The organism is Leisingera sp. JC1, from assembly GCF_001679925.1.
Lineage (GTDB): Bacteria > Pseudomonadota > Alphaproteobacteria > Rhodobacterales > Rhodobacteraceae > Leisingera.
Map to the genome: position 1 here is coordinate 1 of NZ_LYUZ01000024.1, position 19,212 is coordinate 19,212.

The 19,212-nt window shown below is 63.9% G+C and carries 15 protein-coding genes and 1 pseudogene; 7 read left to right on the top strand and 9 right to left on the bottom strand.

The genetic code is table 11. The features are described from left to right. Both glyA (A9D60_RS03650) and glyA (A9D60_RS25950) read right to left on the bottom strand, forming a co-directional pair. Positions 1-1,013, bottom strand: a 1,013-nt coding sequence (gene glyA, locus A9D60_RS03650; protein ID WP_302621838.1) for a serine hydroxymethyltransferase, incomplete at both ends; no start/stop codon positions are given. A gap of 1 nt (position 1,014) precedes the next feature. Further along, positions 1,015-1,290: pseudogene (glyA, locus tag A9D60_RS25950) on the bottom strand (serine hydroxymethyltransferase); the annotation flags it as partial. Between the two features lie 169 nt (positions 1,291-1,459). On the opposite strand from glyA (A9D60_RS25950), the gene A9D60_RS03660 reads away from it, so the two are divergent. Continuing rightward, a complete protein-coding gene (locus A9D60_RS03660; RefSeq protein WP_065266352.1) occupies positions 1,460-2,221 on the top strand; it encodes an NAD kinase in 762 nt (253 codons plus the stop codon). 349 nt (positions 2,222-2,570) lie between these two features. Here the strand turns inward: A9D60_RS03660 and A9D60_RS03665 are convergent, their stop codons facing one another. The 4 genes from A9D60_RS03665 to A9D60_RS03680 form a co-directional block, all read right to left on the bottom strand. Beyond that, positions 2,571-4,013: an amidase family protein gene (locus A9D60_RS03665; protein ID WP_065266353.1), complete on the bottom strand. Its 1,443-nt coding sequence runs from the start codon at positions 4,011-4,013 to the stop codon at positions 2,571-2,573. Positions 4,014-4,156: 143 nt separating this feature from the next. Further along, positions 4,157-6,046: a propionate-CoA ligase PrpE gene (prpE, locus tag A9D60_RS03670; RefSeq protein WP_065266452.1), complete on the bottom strand. Its 1,890-nt coding sequence runs from the start codon at positions 6,044-6,046 to the stop codon at positions 4,157-4,159. Positions 6,047-6,309: 263 nt separating this feature from the next. Beyond that, positions 6,310-6,702: a GFA family protein gene (locus A9D60_RS03675; RefSeq protein WP_065266354.1), complete on the bottom strand. Its 393-nt coding sequence runs from the start codon at positions 6,700-6,702 to the stop codon at positions 6,310-6,312. Between the two features lie 48 nt (positions 6,703-6,750). Next, complete coding sequence (locus A9D60_RS03680; RefSeq protein WP_065266355.1) at positions 6,751-9,024, bottom strand: NADP-dependent malic enzyme; 2,274 nt, start codon at positions 9,022-9,024, stop codon at positions 6,751-6,753. Between the two features lie 163 nt (positions 9,025-9,187). On the opposite strand from A9D60_RS03680, the gene A9D60_RS03685 reads away from it, so the two are divergent. The 6 genes from A9D60_RS03685 to A9D60_RS03710 all read left to right on the top strand — a co-directional run bounded on the left by A9D60_RS03685 (position 9,188) and on the right by A9D60_RS03710 (position 15,446). Next, a complete protein-coding gene (locus A9D60_RS03685) occupies positions 9,188-10,273 on the top strand; it encodes a cupin domain-containing protein (protein ID WP_065266356.1) in 1,086 nt (361 codons plus the stop codon). Between the two features lie 105 nt (positions 10,274-10,378). Further along, a complete protein-coding gene (locus A9D60_RS03690; protein WP_065266357.1) occupies positions 10,379-10,771 on the top strand; it encodes a cytidine deaminase in 393 nt (130 codons plus the stop codon). After that, positions 10,771-12,075, top strand: a complete 1,305-nt coding sequence (locus tag A9D60_RS03695) for a thymidine phosphorylase (RefSeq protein WP_065266358.1) — start codon at positions 10,771-10,773, stop codon at positions 12,073-12,075. Before A9D60_RS03690 ends, A9D60_RS03695 begins: the two co-directional genes overlap by 1 nt. Further along, the gene (locus tag A9D60_RS03700) at positions 12,075-13,286 is read left to right on the top strand and encodes a phosphopentomutase (RefSeq protein ID WP_065266359.1); all 1,212 of its coding nucleotides are present in this window, start codon (positions 12,075-12,077) and stop codon (positions 13,284-13,286) included. Before A9D60_RS03695 ends, A9D60_RS03700 begins: the two co-directional genes overlap by 1 nt. A gap of 76 nt (positions 13,287-13,362) precedes the next feature. Beyond that, the gene (gene upp / locus A9D60_RS03705) at positions 13,363-13,995 is read left to right on the top strand and encodes a uracil phosphoribosyltransferase (RefSeq protein ID WP_065266360.1); all 633 of its coding nucleotides are present in this window, start codon (positions 13,363-13,365) and stop codon (positions 13,993-13,995) included. A 173-nt stretch (positions 13,996-14,168) separates the two neighbouring features. Beyond that, complete coding sequence (locus A9D60_RS03710) at positions 14,169-15,446, top strand: SPOR domain-containing protein (protein ID WP_065266361.1); 1,278 nt, start codon at positions 14,169-14,171, stop codon at positions 15,444-15,446. 70 nt (positions 15,447-15,516) lie between these two features. Here A9D60_RS03710 and A9D60_RS03715 read toward each other — a convergent pair whose 3' ends face one another. The 3 genes from A9D60_RS03715 to A9D60_RS03725 all read right to left on the bottom strand — a co-directional run bounded on the left by A9D60_RS03715 (position 15,517) and on the right by A9D60_RS03725 (position 19,166). Next, positions 15,517-16,329 carry a class I SAM-dependent methyltransferase gene (locus tag A9D60_RS03715; protein WP_065266362.1) on the bottom strand — a complete coding sequence of 271 codons (813 nt, stop codon included), beginning with the start codon at positions 16,327-16,329 and terminating at the stop codon, positions 15,517-15,519. 92 nt (positions 16,330-16,421) lie between these two features. Beyond that, complete coding sequence (locus A9D60_RS03720; protein WP_065266363.1) at positions 16,422-17,432, bottom strand: hypothetical protein; 1,011 nt, start codon at positions 17,430-17,432, stop codon at positions 16,422-16,424. A 105-nt stretch (positions 17,433-17,537) separates the two neighbouring features. Continuing rightward, a complete protein-coding gene (locus tag A9D60_RS03725) occupies positions 17,538-19,166 on the bottom strand; it encodes an AMP-binding protein (protein ID WP_065266364.1) in 1,629 nt (542 codons plus the stop codon). Positions 19,167-19,212: the final 46 nt, after the last annotated feature.

Below are 19,212 nucleotides of genomic sequence, written 5' to 3' on the forward strand. Positions count from 1 at the left end.
TGGGCGCGGCCCAGCGCCTTGTCGGCGATGTTGCCGGTGACGCCCTTGGGGCGCAGGTCCACGAGCATCACATGGGTGTCGGTGCCGCCGGTCACGATGTCCAGGCCGCCCTGGATCAGCTGGTCCGCCAGTGCTGCCGCGTTGGCGCGGACCTGCTTCTGGTAGGCCTTGAACTCCGGCTTCAGCGCCTCGCCGAAGGCTGCCGCCTTGCCTGCGATCACATGCATCAGCGGGCCGCCCTGGATGCCCGGGAAGATCGCCGAGTTCACCTTCTTGGCGATCGCCTCGTCGTTGGTCACGATCATGCCGCCGCGGGGGCCGCGCAGGGTCTTGTGGGTGGTGGTGGTGGCGACATGCGCATGCGGGAACGGCGAGGGGTGCTCGCCAGCCGCGATCAGRCCTGCGATATGGGCCATGTCGACCATGAAATAGGCRCCGACGCTGTCGGCGATTTCACGGAACCTGGCGAAGTCGATCTGGCGCGGGATGGCGGAGCCGCCGGCGATGATCAGYTTCGGCTGGTGCTCGTTGGCCAGCGCCTGRATCTGGTCGTAGTCGATCAGGTTGTCGCTCTGGCGCACACCGTAATGCACTGCGTTGAACCACTTGCCCGACTGGTTCGGCGCCGCGCCGTGAGTCAGGTGGCCGCCGGAGGCCAGGTCCATGCCGAGGATGGTGTCGCCGGGCTGGATCAGTGCCTGGAACACGCCCTGGTTGGCCTGCGAGCCGGAGTTCGGCTGCACGTTGGCGAATTCACAGCCGAACAGCGCCTTGGCGCGGTCGATCGCCAGGTTTTCAGCGACGTCGACATACTGGCAGCCGCCGTAGTAACGGCGCCCCGGGTAGCCTTCGGCGTATTTGTTGGTCAGCACCGAGCCTTGCGCTTCCATCACCGCGGCGGAGACGATGTTCTCGGACGCAATCAGCTCGATCTCGTCGCGCTGGCGGCCCAGTTCGGCAGTGATCGCGCCAAACAGTTCAGGATCGCGCTCAGAAAGCGCTTGGGTGAAAAANCAGCGCCTTGGCGCGGTCGATCGCCAGGTTTTCAGCGACGTCGACATACTGGCAGCCGCCGTAGTAACGGCGCCCCGGGTAGCCTTCGGCGTATTTGTTGGTCAGCACCGAGCCTTGCGCTTCCATCACCGCGGCGGAGACGATGTTCTCGGACGCAATCAGCTCGATCTCGTCGCGCTGGCGGCCCAGTTCGGCAGTGATCGCGCCAAACAGTTCAGGATCGCGCTCAGAAAGCGCTTGGGTGAAAAAGCCGGTGTCACGGGTCGCTTCAGTCATGGTGGCTCCGTTGGAGTAGGGATCAGAATTGAGGGATTTCCTATAGGAAACATCCTTGCGCCGGAAGCCTGTAAAGCGACATTTCCCTGCGACAGAACGGCAACTATGGTCATCGGCGGAAAGCTGTGATTGTTTCGGAACCAGATGCCTAATACCGGAAACAGGTTTCATGAGTTTGAGAATCGCCTTTCTGGCCAGCGACGTTGATGTCGCACAGGATGCGCTGGCTGAGCTGAGCCGCCGCTACGGCCATGTGCCCCCGGAGGAGGCCCAGGTGATCGTGGCGCTAGGCGGTGACGGCTTCATGCTTCGGACCCTGCATACCATGATCGATCACCCGGCGCCGGTTTACGGCATGAACCGCGGCACCGTCGGCTTCCTGATGAATGAGTACCGCGAGGACGGGCTGATCGAGCGGCTTGAGGAAGCAGTGCAGGAGATCATCAACCCGCTGTCGATGACCGCAATGGACCGCCGCGGCGAGGTGCACAAGGCTCTGGCGATCAATGAGGTCTCGCTGCTGCGCGCAGGCCCCCAAGCGGCGCGGCTCCGGATTTCGGTAGACGGAAGGGTGCGGATGGAGGAACTGGTCTGCGACGGCGCGCTGGTTTCCACCCCGGCGGGCTCTACCGCCTATAACTACTCCGCCCATGGCCCGATCCTGCCGATCGGCTCCGATGTTCTGGCGTTGACCGCCATTGCTGCTTTCCGCCCGCGGCGCTGGCGAGGCGCGCTTTTGCCCAGCAATGCGATGGTGCGCTTTGACGTCCTGGAGGCGGACAAGCGCCCGGTGATGGCCGATGCCGACTCGATTTCGGTGGCCGATATCGACTGGGTGGAGATCCGCACCGACACGCAATTCCGCCATAAAATACTGTTCGACCCAGGCCATGGGCTGGAAGAAAGACTGATTTCCGAACAGTTTACCTGATTGTTTAACGCGGGGTTCACGAGGCCGTGAACCTCCCGGTAACCATTCTGTGCGAGGATTTATCCACAGGCCGATGTTGTTGGCGTCGCCTGAGGCTGCAAAGCCGATGTGCCGGACCGGCGGTTTTGATGTGTTCCAGTTTTGTGATTGATGCCGGTCTGGCCCGGCACGCCTGCGCGAAGTCCGGCAGGCGGGAAATGCCGCGCTGGTAGTGAGTGTCTTGGGTCAGGAAGAACCCCGGGGGCAGCTGAGGCTGCTCCCGGGGACTGCATACTCTTTTGCGTAACTGGGATGTGAGGGCAACCTTGCGGAAGCGCCCGAGGCCAGCACTCTGACGCCGGGCAGGCCGCTACACGACGCCAGCTGCCATCTTCGTCCACAGCGGCAGGCACATGCGCCCGGCCCGGGCTTCAATTGCGGCGCAGGCATCTACCGCCAGATCCTCGCGCCAGCGCCGGGCGGCGATCTGCACGTTGATCGGCTGCGGCCCTTTGGGCAGTTCGGACAGCCGGGCAGGAACCGAGGCGGCAGGCAGGCCGAGGAAGTTCATCGCATATGAATAGACCGCGCAGCCCAGAACCTCATGCACGCCTGCCGCGCCTTCGGTATCACGGTCCGGCTTGAAGAAGGGCTGCGGCAGGAAGGGCGAGAGGACCAGCGGATACTCCTCCATGAACAGCGACCATTCCCGCGCATAGTGGGTCCGCTTGGCCATCATTTGCAGCAGTTCGTCCCCGGCAAAGGGCGGGAACTCCTGGAAATAGACCGCAAAGATATCGCGCACGGTCTGCGACCCGGCGGCGTCCACATCGCCTTTCATCAGCCCATAGATCTCACCCATCAGCGCGCGGTAGCCGGTGCGCCCGGCGTCGAACACGTTTGGTGGCTCAACCTCCTCGACGTGGTAACCGGCATCAGTCAAGGCATCGCGGGCAAACTCCAGCGCCGCCTCGACTTCGGGATGCAGGTCGTAGCCATGGGTGTTCTTGGTATAGGCCACCTTGATCGGGCCATCCAATGCGGCGCCGCGCCAGGGCATCGGCACATGGAAGGGGTCGCGGGGATCGGCGGCAATCAGTGCGGGCATCGACAGGTGCAGGTCCTCTGCCGAGCGGGTGATCAGCCCCTGCACCGACATCAGCTGCGCCAGCAGCCCGCGCTCCGCCGTCTGGCTGGGATTCCAGGCGGGCACCCGGCCCAGGCCCGGCTTGACGGTCACCGCGCCATTGGCGGCGGCGGGGAAGCGCAAGCTGCCGCCGATATCATTGCCATGGGCCAGCGCGCCGATCCCGGCCATCACCGCCGCCCCCGCGCCGCCGGAGGAGCCGCCGGGTGAGATGTGCCGGCCCCAGGGGTTACGGGTGCGGCCAAACAGCGGGTTGTCGGTATCGGCGCGGAACGAAAACTCCGGCGTGTTGGTGCGCCCGATCACCACCGCGCCGGCCTTGTGCAGGTTCTCCACCACAGGGGCGTCTGCCGGGGCAATCAGGTCCTTCAGCGCGGTGACGCCGTTGGAGGTGGCGTGGCCCTTCTGGTCGATATTGATCTTGATGGTGACCGGCACCCCGTGCAGCGGTCCGGGTGCCGCGCCGTCTGCGCGGGCCTTGTCCAGAGCCAGCGCGCGCTCCAGCGCCTCGGTGCTCAGGTTCTCGACCACTGCATTAAGGACGGGGTTCACTGCGTTCATCCGGTCGATGGAGGCCTGGACCGCGGTTTCCGCGCTCAGGTCGCCCGCGCGGGTAAGTTTCGTCAGTTCCGTGGCGCTCAGGCGCCAAATGTCGGTCGTTGCCATGCACAAGCCTCCCTGGCTGCAGCCTAGGCGGGCTGGGCGGAGTTGCAAGCAAAACCAGACGGAAAACAGGCTCCGCCAACAGGCGGAGCCTTCAAAATCCTCGCAGGATTTTTGGCCGTTTCCTGTGCCGGGAAACGCGCGCGTTACTTGGCGTAGCCGATGCTCTGAAGCGCCACGGTGATCTCGTCAAGGATTGCCGGATCATCGATGGTTGCGGGCATCTTCCACGGAGTCCCGTCGGCGATGTTCACCATGGTGCCGCGCAGGATCTTGCCGGAGCGGGTCTTGGGCAGGCGGTCGACCACAACCGCCAGCTTGAAGGCTGCCACAGGTCCGATTTTTTCGCGCACCAGTTTCACCACCTCGGACACCACTTCCGCGTTGTCGCGGTCGGCGCCAGCGTTGAGGCAAAGGAAGCCCACTGGCATCTGCCCCTTGAGGCTGTCCGCCACGCCAATGACTGCGCATTCGGCGACATCCGGGTGGCCTGCCAGAACTTCCTCCATGCCGCCGGTCGAGAGGCGGTGCCCGGCCACGTTGATCACGTCATCGGTGCGCGCCATGATGTAGAGGTATCCGTCCTCGTCCTTCATCCCCGCATCGCCGGTCTCGTAGTAGCCGGGGAAGGTGGTCAGGTAGCTCTTTTTGAAGCGGTCTTCGGCGTTCCAGAGGGTCGGCAGGGTGCCCGGCGGCAGCGGCAGTTTCACCGCAATCGCGCCCAGCTCGCCCGGCGCAACCGGGTTGCCGCCTTCGTCCAGGATGTCCACTTCATAACCGGGCATCGGCACCGCAGGCGAGCCGAGTTTCGTCGGCAGTTCCTCGATACCCAGCGGGTTCGCTGCAATCGACCAGCCGGTCTCTGTCTGCCACCAGTGGTCAACCACCGGCACCTTCAGCTGCTCCTGCGCCCAGGTGATGGTATCAGGGTCCGCGCGCTCACCGGCCAGGTAAACTTGTTTGAGGCAGCTCAGGTCATATTTCTTGACGAATTCGCCCTTCGGGTCTTCCCGCTTCACCGCGCGGAAGGCGGTGGGGGCGGTGAAGAAGCTCTTGACGTTGTGTTCGGAAATCACCCGCCAGAAGGTGCCCGCATCCGGTGTGCCAACCGGCTTCCCCTCGAACACGATGGTGGTGTTGCCGTGGATGAGCGGTGCGTAGCAGATATAGCTGTGGCCCACGACCCAGCCCACATCGGAGGCCGCCCAAAACACATCGCCGGGGTCGACGTTGTAGATGTTCTTCATGGTCCAATTGAGCGCCACCAGCTGGCCCGCGGTGTGGCGGATCACCCCCTTGGGCTGGCCGGTGGTGCCGGAGGTGTAGAGGATATAGGACGGGTGGTTGCCTTCGACCGGCACACATTCAGCAGGCTCCACGCCGTACTGGAAGCCGTGCCAGTTCACGTCACGGCCCGGGATCAGTTCCGCCACTTCCTGCTCGCGCTGGAAGATCACGCAGAAGTCTGGTTTGTGGCTGGCAAGCTCGATGGCACCGTCCAACAGCGGCTTGTAATGCACGATCCGGCCTGGTTCGATGCCGCAGGAGGCGGCGATGATCGCCTTCGGCTTGGCGTCGTCGATCCGCACCGCCAGCTCGTTGGAGGCAAAGCCGCCGAACACCACAGAATGCACCGCGCCGATGCGCGCGCAGGCCAGCATCGCCTCCAGCGCCTCGGGGATCATCGGCATGTAGATGATGACCCGGTCGCCTTTCTCCACGCCCTTGGCGCGCAGGGCGCCGGCCAGGTTGGCGACGCGGTTGCGCAGCTCGACATAGGAGATTTCACGCTTGGTTTGGGTGACCGGGCTGTCGTAAATGATAGCGGTCTGCTCGCCGCGGCCCTGTTCGACGTGGCGGTCAACGGCGTTGTAGCATGTATTCACCTTGGCATCGGCAAACCACTCGTAAAGGCCTTCGCCCTTGTCAAACAGCGCTTGCTTCGGGGCCTCGTCCCAGCTGATCGACTGGGCGGCCTCCATCCAGAAACCTTCCGGATCCTGTTTCCAGGCGGCGTAAATATCCTGATATCCCATGGTGTTCATCTCCTCCTGCCAATTGCGTAGGCGACTAAGCGGCGGCCGGGCAAGTTTTGCCGCATCTTCACGCAAGGTTCGTCAAGAAATTTACAGGTTTTGCCCGGATTTGCGCGGATGATTTACCGGATTTACAAGGCCGGGCGGGTTTGCACTCCGGCCGCTTTGCAAAGTGGTGTTTGCTGCAGAATATTCCGGAAAAGCCCGAAAAGTTTGCAAACTTGCAAATTTGGGCGCGGCGCACTCGGGCGTGCCGCCGGGAATCACCCGTCTGAGGATTTTGCGTAGCGGGGCAGGCTGTCTTTCAGCTCCAGCCAGCTCACATGGTCGGAATGGAACACATGGAACCTGGGCGGCATCTGGCTGGGGCTTTCCAGCGTCGAGGTATACAGGTGGATGTTCACCGGATCGCGGGCCGTGCGGTAGGCCATCTGGGTGCCGCAGGTGCTGCAGAACAGACGTTCGACGCCTTCCGATGAGTTGTAGATTTTGGGGTCCGCTCCAGACCAGTCCACCGCCTCATGCGGCAACCCGAAAAACGCGGTGACTGGTGCCGCGCAGTTACGGCGGCAGTCGGCACAGTGGCAATAGCAGCTCCAGGCGGCTTCGGCCTGGCTCTCCCAATGCACTGCGCCGCAGTGGCAATGCCCTCTCATATCCGGCCTCCCTGACTGGGCGGCCGGCGGTAATGCTGGGCCGCGCCGTTAACCGTAGTGCGCGACCGGGGTGCCGGCAATGGCGGCCATGTTCAGCAGGCCCCGTGCGGTGATTGAGGGGGAGACGATATGGGCGCGGTTGCCCATGCCCATCAGGATCGGCCCCACTTCCAGCCCGCCGGCCCGCATCTTGAGGATGTTGCGCACGCCGGAGGCCGCGTCGGCATGGGCAAAAATCAGCACGTTGGCGGCGCCGTCCAGCCGCGAATTGGGGAAGATCCGCTCGCGCAGTTCCGGGTCCAGCGCGGTGTCGATGTTCATCTCGCCCTCATAGACGAAATCGCGGCGCTTATCGTCGAGGATTTCGATGGCGGCGCGCAACCGGCTGCCGGTGTCGCAGGAAATATTACCGAACTGCGACTGCGAGCACATGGCGATCTTCGGCTCCATTCCGAAACGGCGCACATGGCGGGCGGCGCCGATCACGGTTTCGGCGATCTGTTCCGGCGTCGGTTCCACATGCACATGTGTGTCGGCGATGAACAGGGGGCCGTCCTCCAGGATCATCATGGACAGTGCGCCGTGCGGCGAGTAGGTGCCGCCGCCCAGCACCTGCTGCACATAGTTCAGGTGCCAGCGGTATTCGCCGAAGGTGCCGCAAATCAGGCTGTCTGCCTCACCGCGGTGCACCATGATGGCGCCGATGGCAGTGGTGTTGGTGCGCATGATTGCCTTGGCCAGGTCCGGTGTGACGCCACGGCGCTGCATCACCTTGTGGTAGCTGTTCCAGTAGTCGCGGTAGCGCGGGTCATTTTCCGGGTTCACCAGCTGGAAGTCGCGGCCCGGGCGCACGTCCAGACCCAGCCGTTCGCAGCGGCGTTCGATCACGTCCGGGCGGCCGATCAGGATCGGGGTCTCGGTGGTTTCTTCCAGGATCGCCTGGGCTGCACGCAGCACCCGCTCATCCTCGCCTTCGCTGAACACGATGCGGCGGGCGGCGGCGCGGGCGGCCTCGAAAACCGGCTTCATCAGCAGGGCGGATTTGAACACGGTCTGGTTCAGCTTCTGCTTATAGGCTCCCATATCCTCGATGGGGCGGGTCGCCACGCCGCTTTCCATTGCAGCCTTGGCCACGGCAGAGGACACAACCGCCACCAGCCGCGGATCAAAGGGTTTCGGGATCAGGTAATCGGCGCCAAAGGTCAGCTGTTCGCCCTTGTAGGCCGCTGCCGCCTCCGCCGAGGTGGTGGCGCGGGCCAGTTCGGCAATGCCGTCGACGCAGGCAATCTGCATCTCGTCGTTGATCTCTGTCGCGCCCACGTCCAGCGCGCCCCGGAAGATGAAGGGGAAGCACAGCACGTTGTTGACCTGATTGGGAAAATCGCTGCGCCCGGTGGCGATGATCGCATCCGGCGCCACCTTGCGTGCCTGGTCGGGCATGATCTCCGGCGTCGGGTTGGCCAGCGCAAAGATGATCGGACGCTTGGTCATCTTGGCGACCATTTCCGGCTTCAGCACGTTGGGGCCAGAGAGGCCCAGGAACATGTCGGCACCGTCCATCACCTCGTCAAGTGTGCGCAGGTCCGAGGCCTGGGCGAAGGCCGCTTTCTGCGGGTTCATGTCCTCTTCGCGGCCCTCGTAGACCAGCCCGTGAATGTCGCACAGCCAGATGTTTTCGCGCTTCACGCCCAGTTTCACCAGCATGTTGAGGCAGGCAATCCCCGCCGCGCCGCCGCCGGTGGAGACGATCTTGATATCCTCGAACGATTTGCCCGCCACATGCAGCGCGTTCTTGGCTGCTGCACCGACCACAATTGCGGTGCCGTGCTGGTCGTCGTGGAACACCGGGATGTTCATCCGCTCGCGGCACAGTTTCTCGACCACAAAGCAGTCCGGCGCCTTGATGTCTTCGAGGTTGATGGCGCCAAAAGTCGGCTCCAGCGAGCAGACAATATCCGCCAGCTTCTCCGGATCGCTTTCGTTCACCTCGATGTCGAAACAGTCGATGCCCGCGAAGTTCTTGAACAGCACCGCCTTGCCCTCCATAACCGGCTTGGAGGCCAGCGCGCCGATGTTGCCAAGCCCCAGCACAGCCGAGCCGTTTGACACAACCGCCACCAGATTGCCGCGGGAGGTATAGCGGGCGGCATTGGCCTCATCCGCCTTGATCTCCACGCAGGCCTCCGCCACGCCGGGCGAATAAGCGCGGGACAGATCGCGCCCGTTTGCCATCGGCTTGGTTGCGCGGATCTCCAGCTTACCGGGGCGGGGAAACTCGTGATAGTTGAGTGCGGCTTGCCGCGTGCTCTGTGAATCGGACATCTGGCGCTCCTCGGAAAGGGTATTGTTTAGCGTTAAACCATTTTTTCTGCCGGAAACATAGCCCAAACTGACGCAAACGGACGCGGCGGCAGCACAGGCGGCGGGTTCTTGCATATACCTTGCCGCAGGGTCACTGTCCTGCCAACAGATCAGGGAGTGAAAAATGAGCGAAACAATCGCCGAGATCCGCCTGCCGACGGATGAGCTGCGCAACGATATTCCGTTTTATACCAAGGTTTTGGGTATGAAGATGGACATGATCTACCCGGCGGATGATCCGCGCACCGCGGTGTTTTCCGGCCACGGGCTGCGGCTGCGGGTTGAGAAAGGCGCAGAGGAATCCCCCGGCACTATCCGCATTCTGACTGAAGATCCTGATGGATTTGCCGAAGGACAGCGCCGCCTGACTGCGCCCAACGGAACGGAAATCGAGATCGAGGAGCGCCACCCGCCGATGGTGATGCCGGAAACGGTGCACAGCTTCGTGGTCCGCCGCCTCAAGGATCAGGCCCCCTGGATCATCGGCCGCGCGGGTATGCATTACCGCGACCTGGTGCCGGACCGGCTGGGCGGGTCGATCATCGCCAGCCACATCCGCATTCCCGATGGAGGCCCGGTCCCGGATATGGTGCATTTCCACCGCGTCGGCTTTCAGCTGATCTTCTGCATCCACGGCTGGGTCGATGTGGTCTATGAGGATCAGGGCGAGAAGATGCGTCTGACGGCGGGCGACTGCTTTATCCAGCCGCCGGAAATCCGCCACCGGGTGCTGGAGGCCAGCGACAACGTGCAGGTGATCGAGATCGGCGTCCCGGCAGAGCATGTGACCGAGATCGACCACCAGATGACACTGCCGACACCTCACCACCGGCCCGAACGGGAATGGCAGGGCCAGCGGTTTGTCTATAACAAGGCGGAAGGCGCCGCGTGGGGTCTGTTCCGCCTGCCGGGCTATATCTGCCGCGACACCACGATTGCGGCAAACACGAAGGGCGTCGCAGGCGTGCAGGTGGTGCGCCGGGGCGACGGCGATCCGCAATGGGCGGCGCATGACACCGACATCCACTTTACCTTCGTGATGAACGGCGAAGTGACGCTGGAAGGGGAAGGCCGCGAGCCTTACCAGCTGGAGCAGGGCGACGCCTTCGTGATCCCGCCAGGCATGAAAACCCGCCTCAGCGCGCCGTCGGACGATGTGGAATTGCTGGAAGTGACGCTGCCGGGAGTGTTCAACACCACGCTGGGTTGAACTCAAACCAGAGCAAAGAACTGCACTGGGGGGCTTCCGCTCTCCAGAACAATTCAGCTATCCTGCGGCATCTTGACCAAATGATCAAAAAAACGGGGAATCGCCATGAGCCTCAAAGCCGCCGCTGCCGCTGTCCGTGAAAACGCCCACGCGCCTTATTCCAACTTCAAGGTCGGCGCCGCTGTCCGCTCCTCCTCCGGCCAGATCTATGTGGGCTGCAATGTCGAAAACGTCGCCTATCCCGAAGGTACATGTGCCGAGGCTGGCGCCATCGCCTCCATGGTGGCTGCGGGGGAGAAAGAACTGGCCGAGGTCTATGTGATCGCCGATTGCCCCACGCCGATTACGCCCTGCGGCGGTTGCCGCCAGAAGATCAAGGAATTTGCCAGCGGAGACGCCAAGGTCATCATGGCCACCACAGATGGCGACGAGCAGGAAACCACCATCGGCGCTCTGCTGCCTGGGGCCTTCGACGCGGACCATATGGAGCGCAGCTGATGGACGCCCGCGCCATCAACGCCTGCCTGCGCCGCGGTGAAACGCCGGGCGAGGACGCGCTGCGCTGGTTTGCCGAGGGCCTGGCCAGCGGCGCCGTCTCAGACGCGCAGGCCGGGGCCTTTGCCATGGCAGTCTGCCTGCAGGGCCTCAGCGTCGAAGGACGTCGCGCCCTGACGCTGGCGATGCGCGACACCGGCGATGTGCTGACGTGGGACCTGGACGGTCCGGTGCTGGACAAGCATTCCACCGGCGGTGTGGGCGATTGCGTCTCGCTGCTGCTGGCGCCTGCGCTGGCGGCCTGCGGGGCTTATGTGCCGATGATTTCGGGGCGCGGGCTGGGCCATACCGGCGGGACGCTGGACAAGCTGGAGGCGATCCCCGGCGTCTCCACCAGCGTCAGCGAAGACCGCCTGCGCCGGATGATGCAGGACATGGGCTGCGCCGTTGTTGGCGCCACCGCGCAGATTGCGCCTGCGGACAAGCGGCTTTATGCGATCCGCGACGTAACCGCGACGGTGGAAAGCCTCGACCTGATCACCGCCTCGATCCTGTCCAAGAAACTGGCGGCCTCTCCGGATGCACTGGTGCTGGATGTAAAGATCGGCTCCGGTGCCTTCATGAAGACCGCCGGTGACGCCCGCGCGCTGGCGCAATCACTGTGCGATACCGCAAATGCGGCGGGCTGCAAGACTTCCGCGCTGATCACCGACATGAACCAGCCGCTGGCACCAGCCCTCGGCAACGCGCTGGAAGTGGCAGAGGTGATGCGGGTGCTGACCGGCGGCGCATCCGGGCCGCTGGCAGAGATCACCGCAATTCTGGGCGGCGAGCTGCTGGTACTCGCAGGCCTCGCAGCGGATGCGGAGGAGGGAGCGGCAAAAATAACCGCAACCCTCACCGATGGCCGCGCGGCGGAGCGTTTTGCCAAGATGATTGCTGCCATGGGCGGACCTGCGGACTTTGCCGCAAAATGGCAGGATCACCTGCCTGGCGCGGAAGTGGTGCGCGAGGTAAAGGCGCCCGCTGCCGGGCATGCCGCAGCCATGAACGGTGAGGCGCTTGGCCTGGCGGTTGTTGCCCTCGGCGGCGGCCGGATGGTTGAAAACGACCGCATTCACCCCGGTGTCGGTATTTCGGACATTGTCCGCCTGGGCCAGCAGGTCGGGGCAGGGGACACGCTTGCGCGCATCCACGCCGCCAGCGATGATGCAGCAGACATGGCAGAGGCTGCGTTCCTGGCTGCCATCGCCATCGGCGACGCGCCGGACGACCTTCCGCCGCTGGTTCACGAAAGGATTTCCTGATGCCCCGTGCCTTCCTTGTGGTGATGGATTCCGTTGGTATCGGCGGCGCGCCGGATGCCGGGACCTTCTTCAACGGCGATCTGCCAGACCTCGGTGCTAACACGCTGGCCCATATCGTGCAGGCCTGTGCCGCTGGCCAGGCAGAGGAGGGCCGCAGCGGCCCGTTGAACGTGCCGAACATGGAGCGCCTCGGCCTGGGTGCCGCAATGCGGCTCGCGTCCTCTGTGCCGTTTCCGGGCCTGGATGACGCACCGCAGGGCCGCTGGGGCTGCGCCGCCGAACTCAGCCGCGGCAAGGACACGCCGTCGGGCCATTGGGAACTGGCCGGGCTGCCGGTGCCCTGGGACTGGCACTACTTCCCCGATCAGGCGCCGTCTTTCCCCGAAGACCTCTCTGCCTTTGTCGCTGAGCAGGCGGGCACTGATGGCATATTGGGCAATTGCCACGCCTCTGGCACCGTGATCCTCGATGATCTGGGCGCGGAACACATGCGGACCGGCAGGCCGATCTGCTACACCTCCGCCGACAGCGTGTTCCAGATTGCCGCGCATGAAGAGACATTCGGCCTCGACCGCCTTCTGAAGCTCTGCGAGACCGTCGCCCCGCGCCTTCATGCAATGAAAGTGGGCCGGGTCATCGCCCGCCCGTTCTTGGGCTCCGCGAAGGAGGGCTTCACCCGCACCACCAACCGCCGCGACTTTGCGATCACCCCGCCGGCGCCGGTGCTGACGAACTGGGTGCAGGGTGCGGGCGGCAAGGTCCACGCCATTGGCAAGATCGGCGACATCTTCTCCATGACCGGTATCGACACCCTGAAAAAAGGCGCCGATGCCCATCTGATGAAGCACCTGATCGACGCGGTGGAGACGGCTGAGGACGGCAGCCTGACTTTCGCCAATTTCGTCGAGTTCGACACCCTGTATGGCCACACCCGCGACATCTCCGGCTATGCAAGGGCGCTGGAGTGGTTTGACGCCGAACTGGGCCGCCTTCTGCCGCGCTTGCGGCCGGGCGATATGCTGGTGCTGACCGCCGATCACGGCAATGACCCCAGCTGGCCCGGCTCTGACCACACCCGCGAACAGGTGCCGGTACTGATCGCAGGCCTTGACGCGGGCCCCGTCGGGCAGGTCAAATTCGCCGATGTGGGCGCCTCTATCGCGGCCCATCTGGATGTGCCTGCGCAAGGTCCCGGCAAAAGCTTTCTTTGACCCCATGGTCAAAACACGCTTGCCTGCCGCGGCCAAGCCCGTAAAAGCGCGGAAAAGCAAACTTTAGGAGTGCCCCATGACCGACCACCTGACCGTTGTTGATCACCCGCTTGTGCAGCACAAGCTGACCCTGATGCGGGACAAGGGCACCTCCACCGCGGGGTTCCGCCGCCTGCTGCGCGAGATTACCCAGCTTCTGGCCTATGAGATCACCCGCGAAATGCCGCTGACCACCACCAGCATCGAAACCCCGATGGAGGAGATGGAGGCGCCGATCCTCGCTGGCAAGAAGCTGGCGCTGGTGTCGATCCTGCGCGCGGGCAACGGCATGCTGGACGGGGTGCTGGAGTTGATCCCTTCGGCCCGCGTCGGATTTGTCGGCCTTTACCGTGACGAGGAAACCCTGGAGCCGGTGCAGTACTACTTCAAGGCGCCCGAGGGCCTGAAGGACCGGCTGGTGATTGCCGTGGATCCCATGCTCGCCACCGGAAACAGCTCTGCTGCGGCCATCGACCTGCTGAAGGAGGCCGGCGCCAACAACATCCGCTTCCTGTGCCTGCTGGCCTCGCCCGAAGGCGTCGAGCGCATGAAGCAGGCCCACCCGGATGTGCCGATCGTGACCGCCTCCCTGGACCGCGAGCTGAACAAGAAGGGATATATTCTTCCAGGCCTCGGCGATGCCGGCGACCGGATGTTCGGCACCAAGTGATCGGTTGCAGCCAGGGCGGGGCGTACTTGTCCTGGCAGCCGTCTCCGGCACGGGACAGGAATTGGTTTCAATTTATGCAAAAATTGCCCGCATAAAGGCCTATTGTTGCTGCGGAATCTTTACTCACAGGCAAGATTCGGGCATCCTGTAGCCACATTTTGTGGGGCTCAGGAATGAAAATAACTAGAATTATTGCACTGGCCATCATCGCGGGGACAAGCAGCGCAGCGGGGATACAGGCACAAACCCTGCGCGACGCCAGCCCGCCAGCCGAATATCCGCCGCTCTCCTACAAGGGAAAGCAGTATGTGGACAGCCGCGGCTGCATTTACATCCGGGCGGGCATTGACGGGGACGTGAATTGGGTGCCGCGGGTCAATCGCGCCCGCAAGCATCTTTGCGGATACGCCCCGACCCGGGTTGCCGGAACCACCCGGCAGCGGCAGACCGCGTCAAAACCGGAACAGATCACTCTTGAACCCAGCCAGCAGCCCGCACCGGCCGCTTCGCAGCCAAGCGTTGTGACAACCGCCAAGCCGGTCCGGAAACCGCAACCGTCTAGCGTTCAGCCTGCAACGGTTGCGGCAGTGCCTGCGGCCCCCAAGCAGCCGGTCAGGAAGGTTGCCCCGGCCGCAGCAAAACCCGTAGCCGCGGCGCAACAGCCGTCGGGCAACACGGGCTGTGCAGGCCTGTCCGGTATCAGCCGGCAGTATTCCAATTCCAACGGCGTGCGGTGCGGCCCTCAGGAAGCTCCGCCCGTTACTTATGTCGGGCCGCAGTCCTCTGTGCGGATCACACCCAACACCCGTGTGGTGCAGACGCATATTTACCAGGAGCGTCGTCTCAGTAACAGCTTCCAGGTGCCCAAGGGCTACCGCCCGGTCTGGACCGACGGGCGCCTGAATCCGAAGCGGGCAGAGCGCACGGTGCGCCCGGCGGTGATCGTCAGCAGCGTCCAAGCCCCGGCAGGGTATGAGGTGGTGGAGCGGGAGGATGGCCGGATGAATCCGATGCGCGGTGTGCGCACGCCAGACGGCGACGCGCAGATGGCGCAGATCTGGACCCGAGGCGTGCCGCGCAAACTGGTTCAGCTGCCGCTGGACCGCCCCGCGCTCACGCTGCCGCGCGATGCGCGCGTCAGCCCGGCCGAGGCCCGGCCCAAGGGATTGCGCCTGTCGACGCGGTCGGCTCCCGGCGCCGCGGCGCCGGAACAGGCGGTTGTCAGCCGCCGCTATATCCGGGCAGCAACCTATGCGGATCCGTCCCAGGCCAAGGCGGCGGCCCGCAAACTGGCCGCCACCGGTCTGCCGGTGCGTCTCGGCACCGTCAGCCGCAAGGGTCAGCCTTACAAAGTGGTTCTGTCAGGGCCTTATCAGGATGGCAGCCAGGCGGCTGCGGCATTGGCCAAAGTGCAGCGCGCCGGTTTCAGCGGTGCCAGGCTCAGCAAGTAAGGAAGTGAATTGCCCTTTGTACAGGCCGGGCCGCTGCCCGGCCTTTTTGTTTAGGCCTGACAAGCGGAGGTTAGCGCCGGCGGCAGGTGAAAATGACAGCCTCCAGCGGCATCCGCAGCGGTGGCGGTCCGAAACGGTCCCGCATTTCGTCCAGAATGGCGCTGGCAACCTCATCGGGATCAACACCGCCACGGGAGCGGATCTCGTCGATCATCGGATTGCCATAGACCAGGGCTTCGGCAAATTTCTCTGGGTCTTCAATCGTCTTGTTCAGCTTGGCGGTTTCGTGGCTGACGTCTGACCAGTCGTTTCCGTCGAGGTCCGCTTTGACCGCTCCGGGCTCGCCGTAATGGAAGGGCACCTTGTAAAAGCCTGGCGGGTCGTTGGGGAAGAACTGCGCCGCGATGGTGTCGGCAATACCGGCAAACGGGTTCTGCGTCATGGGTGCCCAGACATTGAAGACGTAGTGCCCGCCGGGACTAAGGACCCGCGCGGCCTCACGGAAGGCGGCGGGTTTGTCAGGAAAGAACATCACTCCGAACTGGCAGGCAATCAGGTCAAAGCTGCCGTCAGCAAAGGGCAGCGCCATCGCGTCGGCGGGCTGAAAGCTGACATTGGTGGTGTCTGACAGCTTCGCCTTTGCCAGCGCCAGCATCGGTTCATTCAAATCTGTGACTGTCAGGTTGCAGCCGGGCGGTAGCCTGCGCCGCAGCCGCTGCGAGACAATGCCGGTTCCCGCGGCAAGTTCCAGAACGTCCTTGGCTGCAAAGGCACCGCAGCGTGCAGCCAGGTCATCAGCGTAATTGAAAAAGATGACTGGCCCGAGGCCGCTGTCGTAGTAACCCGGAATGTCCCCGGTGAAACTGGCTGAACTCTCCGGCATGGCTCACGTCCCCCATCATGCGTTTGCGCAGATTTGACGATCTTACCAGATCCGTCGCATTTTCGCGATTGGCGGGATGAGGCGCGGCAGAGTCAGCCGCAGATGTTCTGCAACTGCACCCAATCGCGGTCGTTCAGAACCGGCTCCAGCTCGCGGCCGGCCATCGGGTCTGCCTCGATCAGCCCCAGCACCGTCTCGCCGGTGATGTCCAGCGCATAGGCATAGGGGGAGGAGGGCAGGGCGGCGCGGGCGAACTCTGCCAGCAGCACTTCATCGGACAGCTGGGGCCGGGGGCTGGACAGGGTGGCCTCTGAGTAGGCATCCAGCGCCGCGCGGTCCAGCTCTCCCGTGGTCAGAAGCTTGAAGGTGGCGCGGAAACCACCGGCCTCCAGCAGCTCCTGCATCGGGTCGCTGGCCTCTGCCCGGGCGCGTTCGGCGAGAACCGCGCCTGCCGCAACGGCCGGGTCCTCGAAATCCTCGACGAACGAGCGGTTCAGCAGAACGATGCCGCCGGGCAGATGCAGGCTGCCGGGAATGCCGGAGCGCAGGATCGCCAGCTGCCGCACGCCGGTGCGCTGCGCCAGGGCTTTCAGGATCGGTACAGCTTCCGGCGTGGCGCAGGCGGGGCCGGAGACCCGCTCAATCCGCCCCAACAGCGCCTGTCCGATGGCCTTGCGCTTGATGTCCGGCACCACGCTGACCGCGTGGCGCGTGACGGCGCCGGGTAGCCACAGAACCAGCAGCGCGAGAACCAGTGCCAGGGTGCCCAGGATACTGACCGCCCGCAACCGCCCGGGCCGCGCGCGCGACCGCCCGATGGCGTTTTGCACCCGGGCGATGGCTTCCAGCATGGCGGTTTCGTCCTCCGTCAGCTCCAGCGTCTCGCCGGGGTCGCCGTCGGGGTGGAACAGGGCGGGAAATTCGCCGGGATTGGCACGCTCCACCGCCGCCAGCGACCAATGCGCCAGCGGCTGGTCGTTCATGCTGGCAATGGTCAGCGTCGCGTCCCCCAGCGAGATGATCACATCCCGCCGCTGCGCCTCAGGATCAGCGCGCCACAGGCCCGCAGCCTCCAGCCGCTCAAATTCCTTCAATGCCGTCATGCAGCCCGCCCGGTCCCCATCCTTATCGTTGGCGCCAGAATAATCACATAAAACAGGGGCGGCAATTTGCTTTGCCGCCCCCGGATGCAGTTTCGCCGTGAAAAGTTACAGGTTCTTGGCGATTTTTCTCAGTTCGAACTTCTGAATCTTGCCGGTGGAGGTCTTGGGCAACTCCTGGAACACCACTTTCTTGGGCGCTTTGAAACCTGCCAGCGTCTCGCGGGTGAAGGCGATCAGCGCCGCTGCGTCCTCTTTGGCACCGGCTTTCAGCTCGACAAAGGCGCAAGGAACCTCGCCCCATTTCTCATCCGGCATCGCGGCGACTGCAGCCAGCAGCACATCGGGATGCGCCATCAGCACGCCCTCCACCTCGACCGAGGAAATATTCTCGCCGCCGGAGATAATGATGTCCTTGGCCCGGTCGGCGATCTGGATGTAGCCGTCCGGGTGCTGCACCGCCAGGTCGCCCGAATTAAAGTAACCGCCCTTGAACGCTTCGGCAGTGGCCTCCGGGTTCTTGAGGTAACCCTTCATCACCACATTGCCGCGCAGGGCGATCTCACCCTGACTCTGGCCGTCCATCGGCAGCACATTGTGCTCGCTATCGCGCACCACCACCGGCTCCAGCATCGGCATGGCGACGCCCTGGCGCGATTTCTTGGCGGCGATGCTCGCCTTGTCCAGCGCGTCCCAGTCCTCTGCCTTCCAATAGCATTCGGTGACATGGCCGAAGGTTTCGGTCAGCCCGTAGACATGGGTGATGTTGAAGCCGAGGTTTTCGATCTTCGACAGTGTCGCAGGGGCGGGCGGGGCACCGGCGGTGAAGACTTCAACCGTGTGGTCAAAGGTGCGGCGCTCCTCGTCCAGCGCGTTGACGATCATGTTCAGCACGATCGGCGCGCCGCCGAAATGGGTGACGCCCTCGTAATGGATGGCGTTGTAGATGTTCTGCGCGGTGATATCGCGGCAGCAGACCAGGGTGCCGCCAACCAGCGGCATCATCCAGGTGTGGTTCCAGCCGTTGCAGTGGAACAGCGGCACGATGGTCAGGTAGACCGGGTGCAGCACCATCCGCCAGGACACCACCGTGCCCATGGTCATCAGGTAGGCGCCGCGATGGTGATAGACCACGCCCTTGGGCCGCCCGGTGGTGCCGGAGGTATAGTTCAGCGCCAGGCTTTCCCATTCATCCTCAGGCATGATCCACTGGAATTCCGGATCGCCGCTGGTCAGCAGCGCCTCGTATTCCATGTGACGGCCGGTGGCGTGCCAGCCGGCTTGGTCGTCGGCCGCTTCAATCAGGATCGGGGCAGGGCCGTCCATCTCCTTGACAGCGGCCTCCGCCAGCTCAATGAACTGAGGATCGACCAGCACCGCCTTGGCTTCACCATGCTCGAATATATAGGCTACCGTGCCCACATCCAGCCGGGTGTTGATGGTGTTCAGCACCGCGCCGCAGGCGGGTACACCGAAATGCGCCTCTGCCTGGGCGGGGATGTTCGGCAGCAGGGTCGCCACCACATCGCCGGGCTTCACCCCCAGCTTTACAAGGCCGGAGGCCAGGCGTGTGCAGCGCTCATGATACTCCGCATAAGTCTTGCGGTGCTTGCCATAGCTGACCGCTAAACGGTCCGGAAACACCTGCACCGCCCGCTGCAGATGGCTGAGCGGCGACAGCGGCACATAATTCGCGGCGGTCTTCTCCAGACCGGTTTCATCCGCCATCCACCCCATCAGTTTCCTCCCCTGAATCACTTTGGTGTCGCTTAGAGGACAGATA

Coding starts and splice junctions, on each gene's coding strand:
- A9D60_RS03715 (WP_065266362.1), bottom strand. CDS start 16,329: ATGCCGGAGAGTTCAGCCAGTTTCACCGGGGACATTCCGGGTTACTAC.
- A9D60_RS03660 (WP_065266352.1), top strand. CDS start 1,460: ATGAGTTTGAGAATCGCCTTTCTGGCCAGCGACGTTGATGTCGCACAG.
- A9D60_RS03695 (WP_065266358.1), top strand. CDS start 10,771: ATGGACGCCCGCGCCATCAACGCCTGCCTGCGCCGCGGTGAAACGCCG.
- A9D60_RS03675 (WP_065266354.1), bottom strand. CDS start 6,702: ATGAGAGGGCATTGCCACTGCGGCGCAGTGCATTGGGAGAGCCAGGCC.
- A9D60_RS03665 (WP_065266353.1), bottom strand. CDS start 4,013: ATGGCAACGACCGACATTTGGCGCCTGAGCGCCACGGAACTGACGAAA.
- A9D60_RS03680 (WP_065266355.1), bottom strand. CDS start 9,024: ATGTCCGATTCACAGAGCACGCGGCAAGCCGCACTCAACTATCACGAG.
- prpE (WP_065266452.1), bottom strand. CDS start 6,046: ATGGGATATCAGGATATTTACGCCGCCTGGAAACAGGATCCGGAAGGT.
- A9D60_RS03685 (WP_065266356.1), top strand. CDS start 9,188: ATGAGCGAAACAATCGCCGAGATCCGCCTGCCGACGGATGAGCTGCGC.
- A9D60_RS03720 (WP_065266363.1), bottom strand. CDS start 17,432: ATGACGGCATTGAAGGAATTTGAGCGGCTGGAGGCTGCGGGCCTGTGG.
- A9D60_RS03700 (WP_065266359.1), top strand. CDS start 12,075: ATGCCCCGTGCCTTCCTTGTGGTGATGGATTCCGTTGGTATCGGCGGC.
- A9D60_RS03690 (WP_065266357.1), top strand. CDS start 10,379: ATGAGCCTCAAAGCCGCCGCTGCCGCTGTCCGTGAAAACGCCCACGCG.
- A9D60_RS03710 (WP_065266361.1), top strand. CDS start 14,169: ATGAAAATAACTAGAATTATTGCACTGGCCATCATCGCGGGGACAAGC.
- A9D60_RS03725 (WP_065266364.1), bottom strand. CDS start 19,166: ATGGGGTGGATGGCGGATGAAACCGGTCTGGAGAAGACCGCCGCGAAT.
- upp (WP_065266360.1), top strand. CDS start 13,363: ATGACCGACCACCTGACCGTTGTTGATCACCCGCTTGTGCAGCACAAG.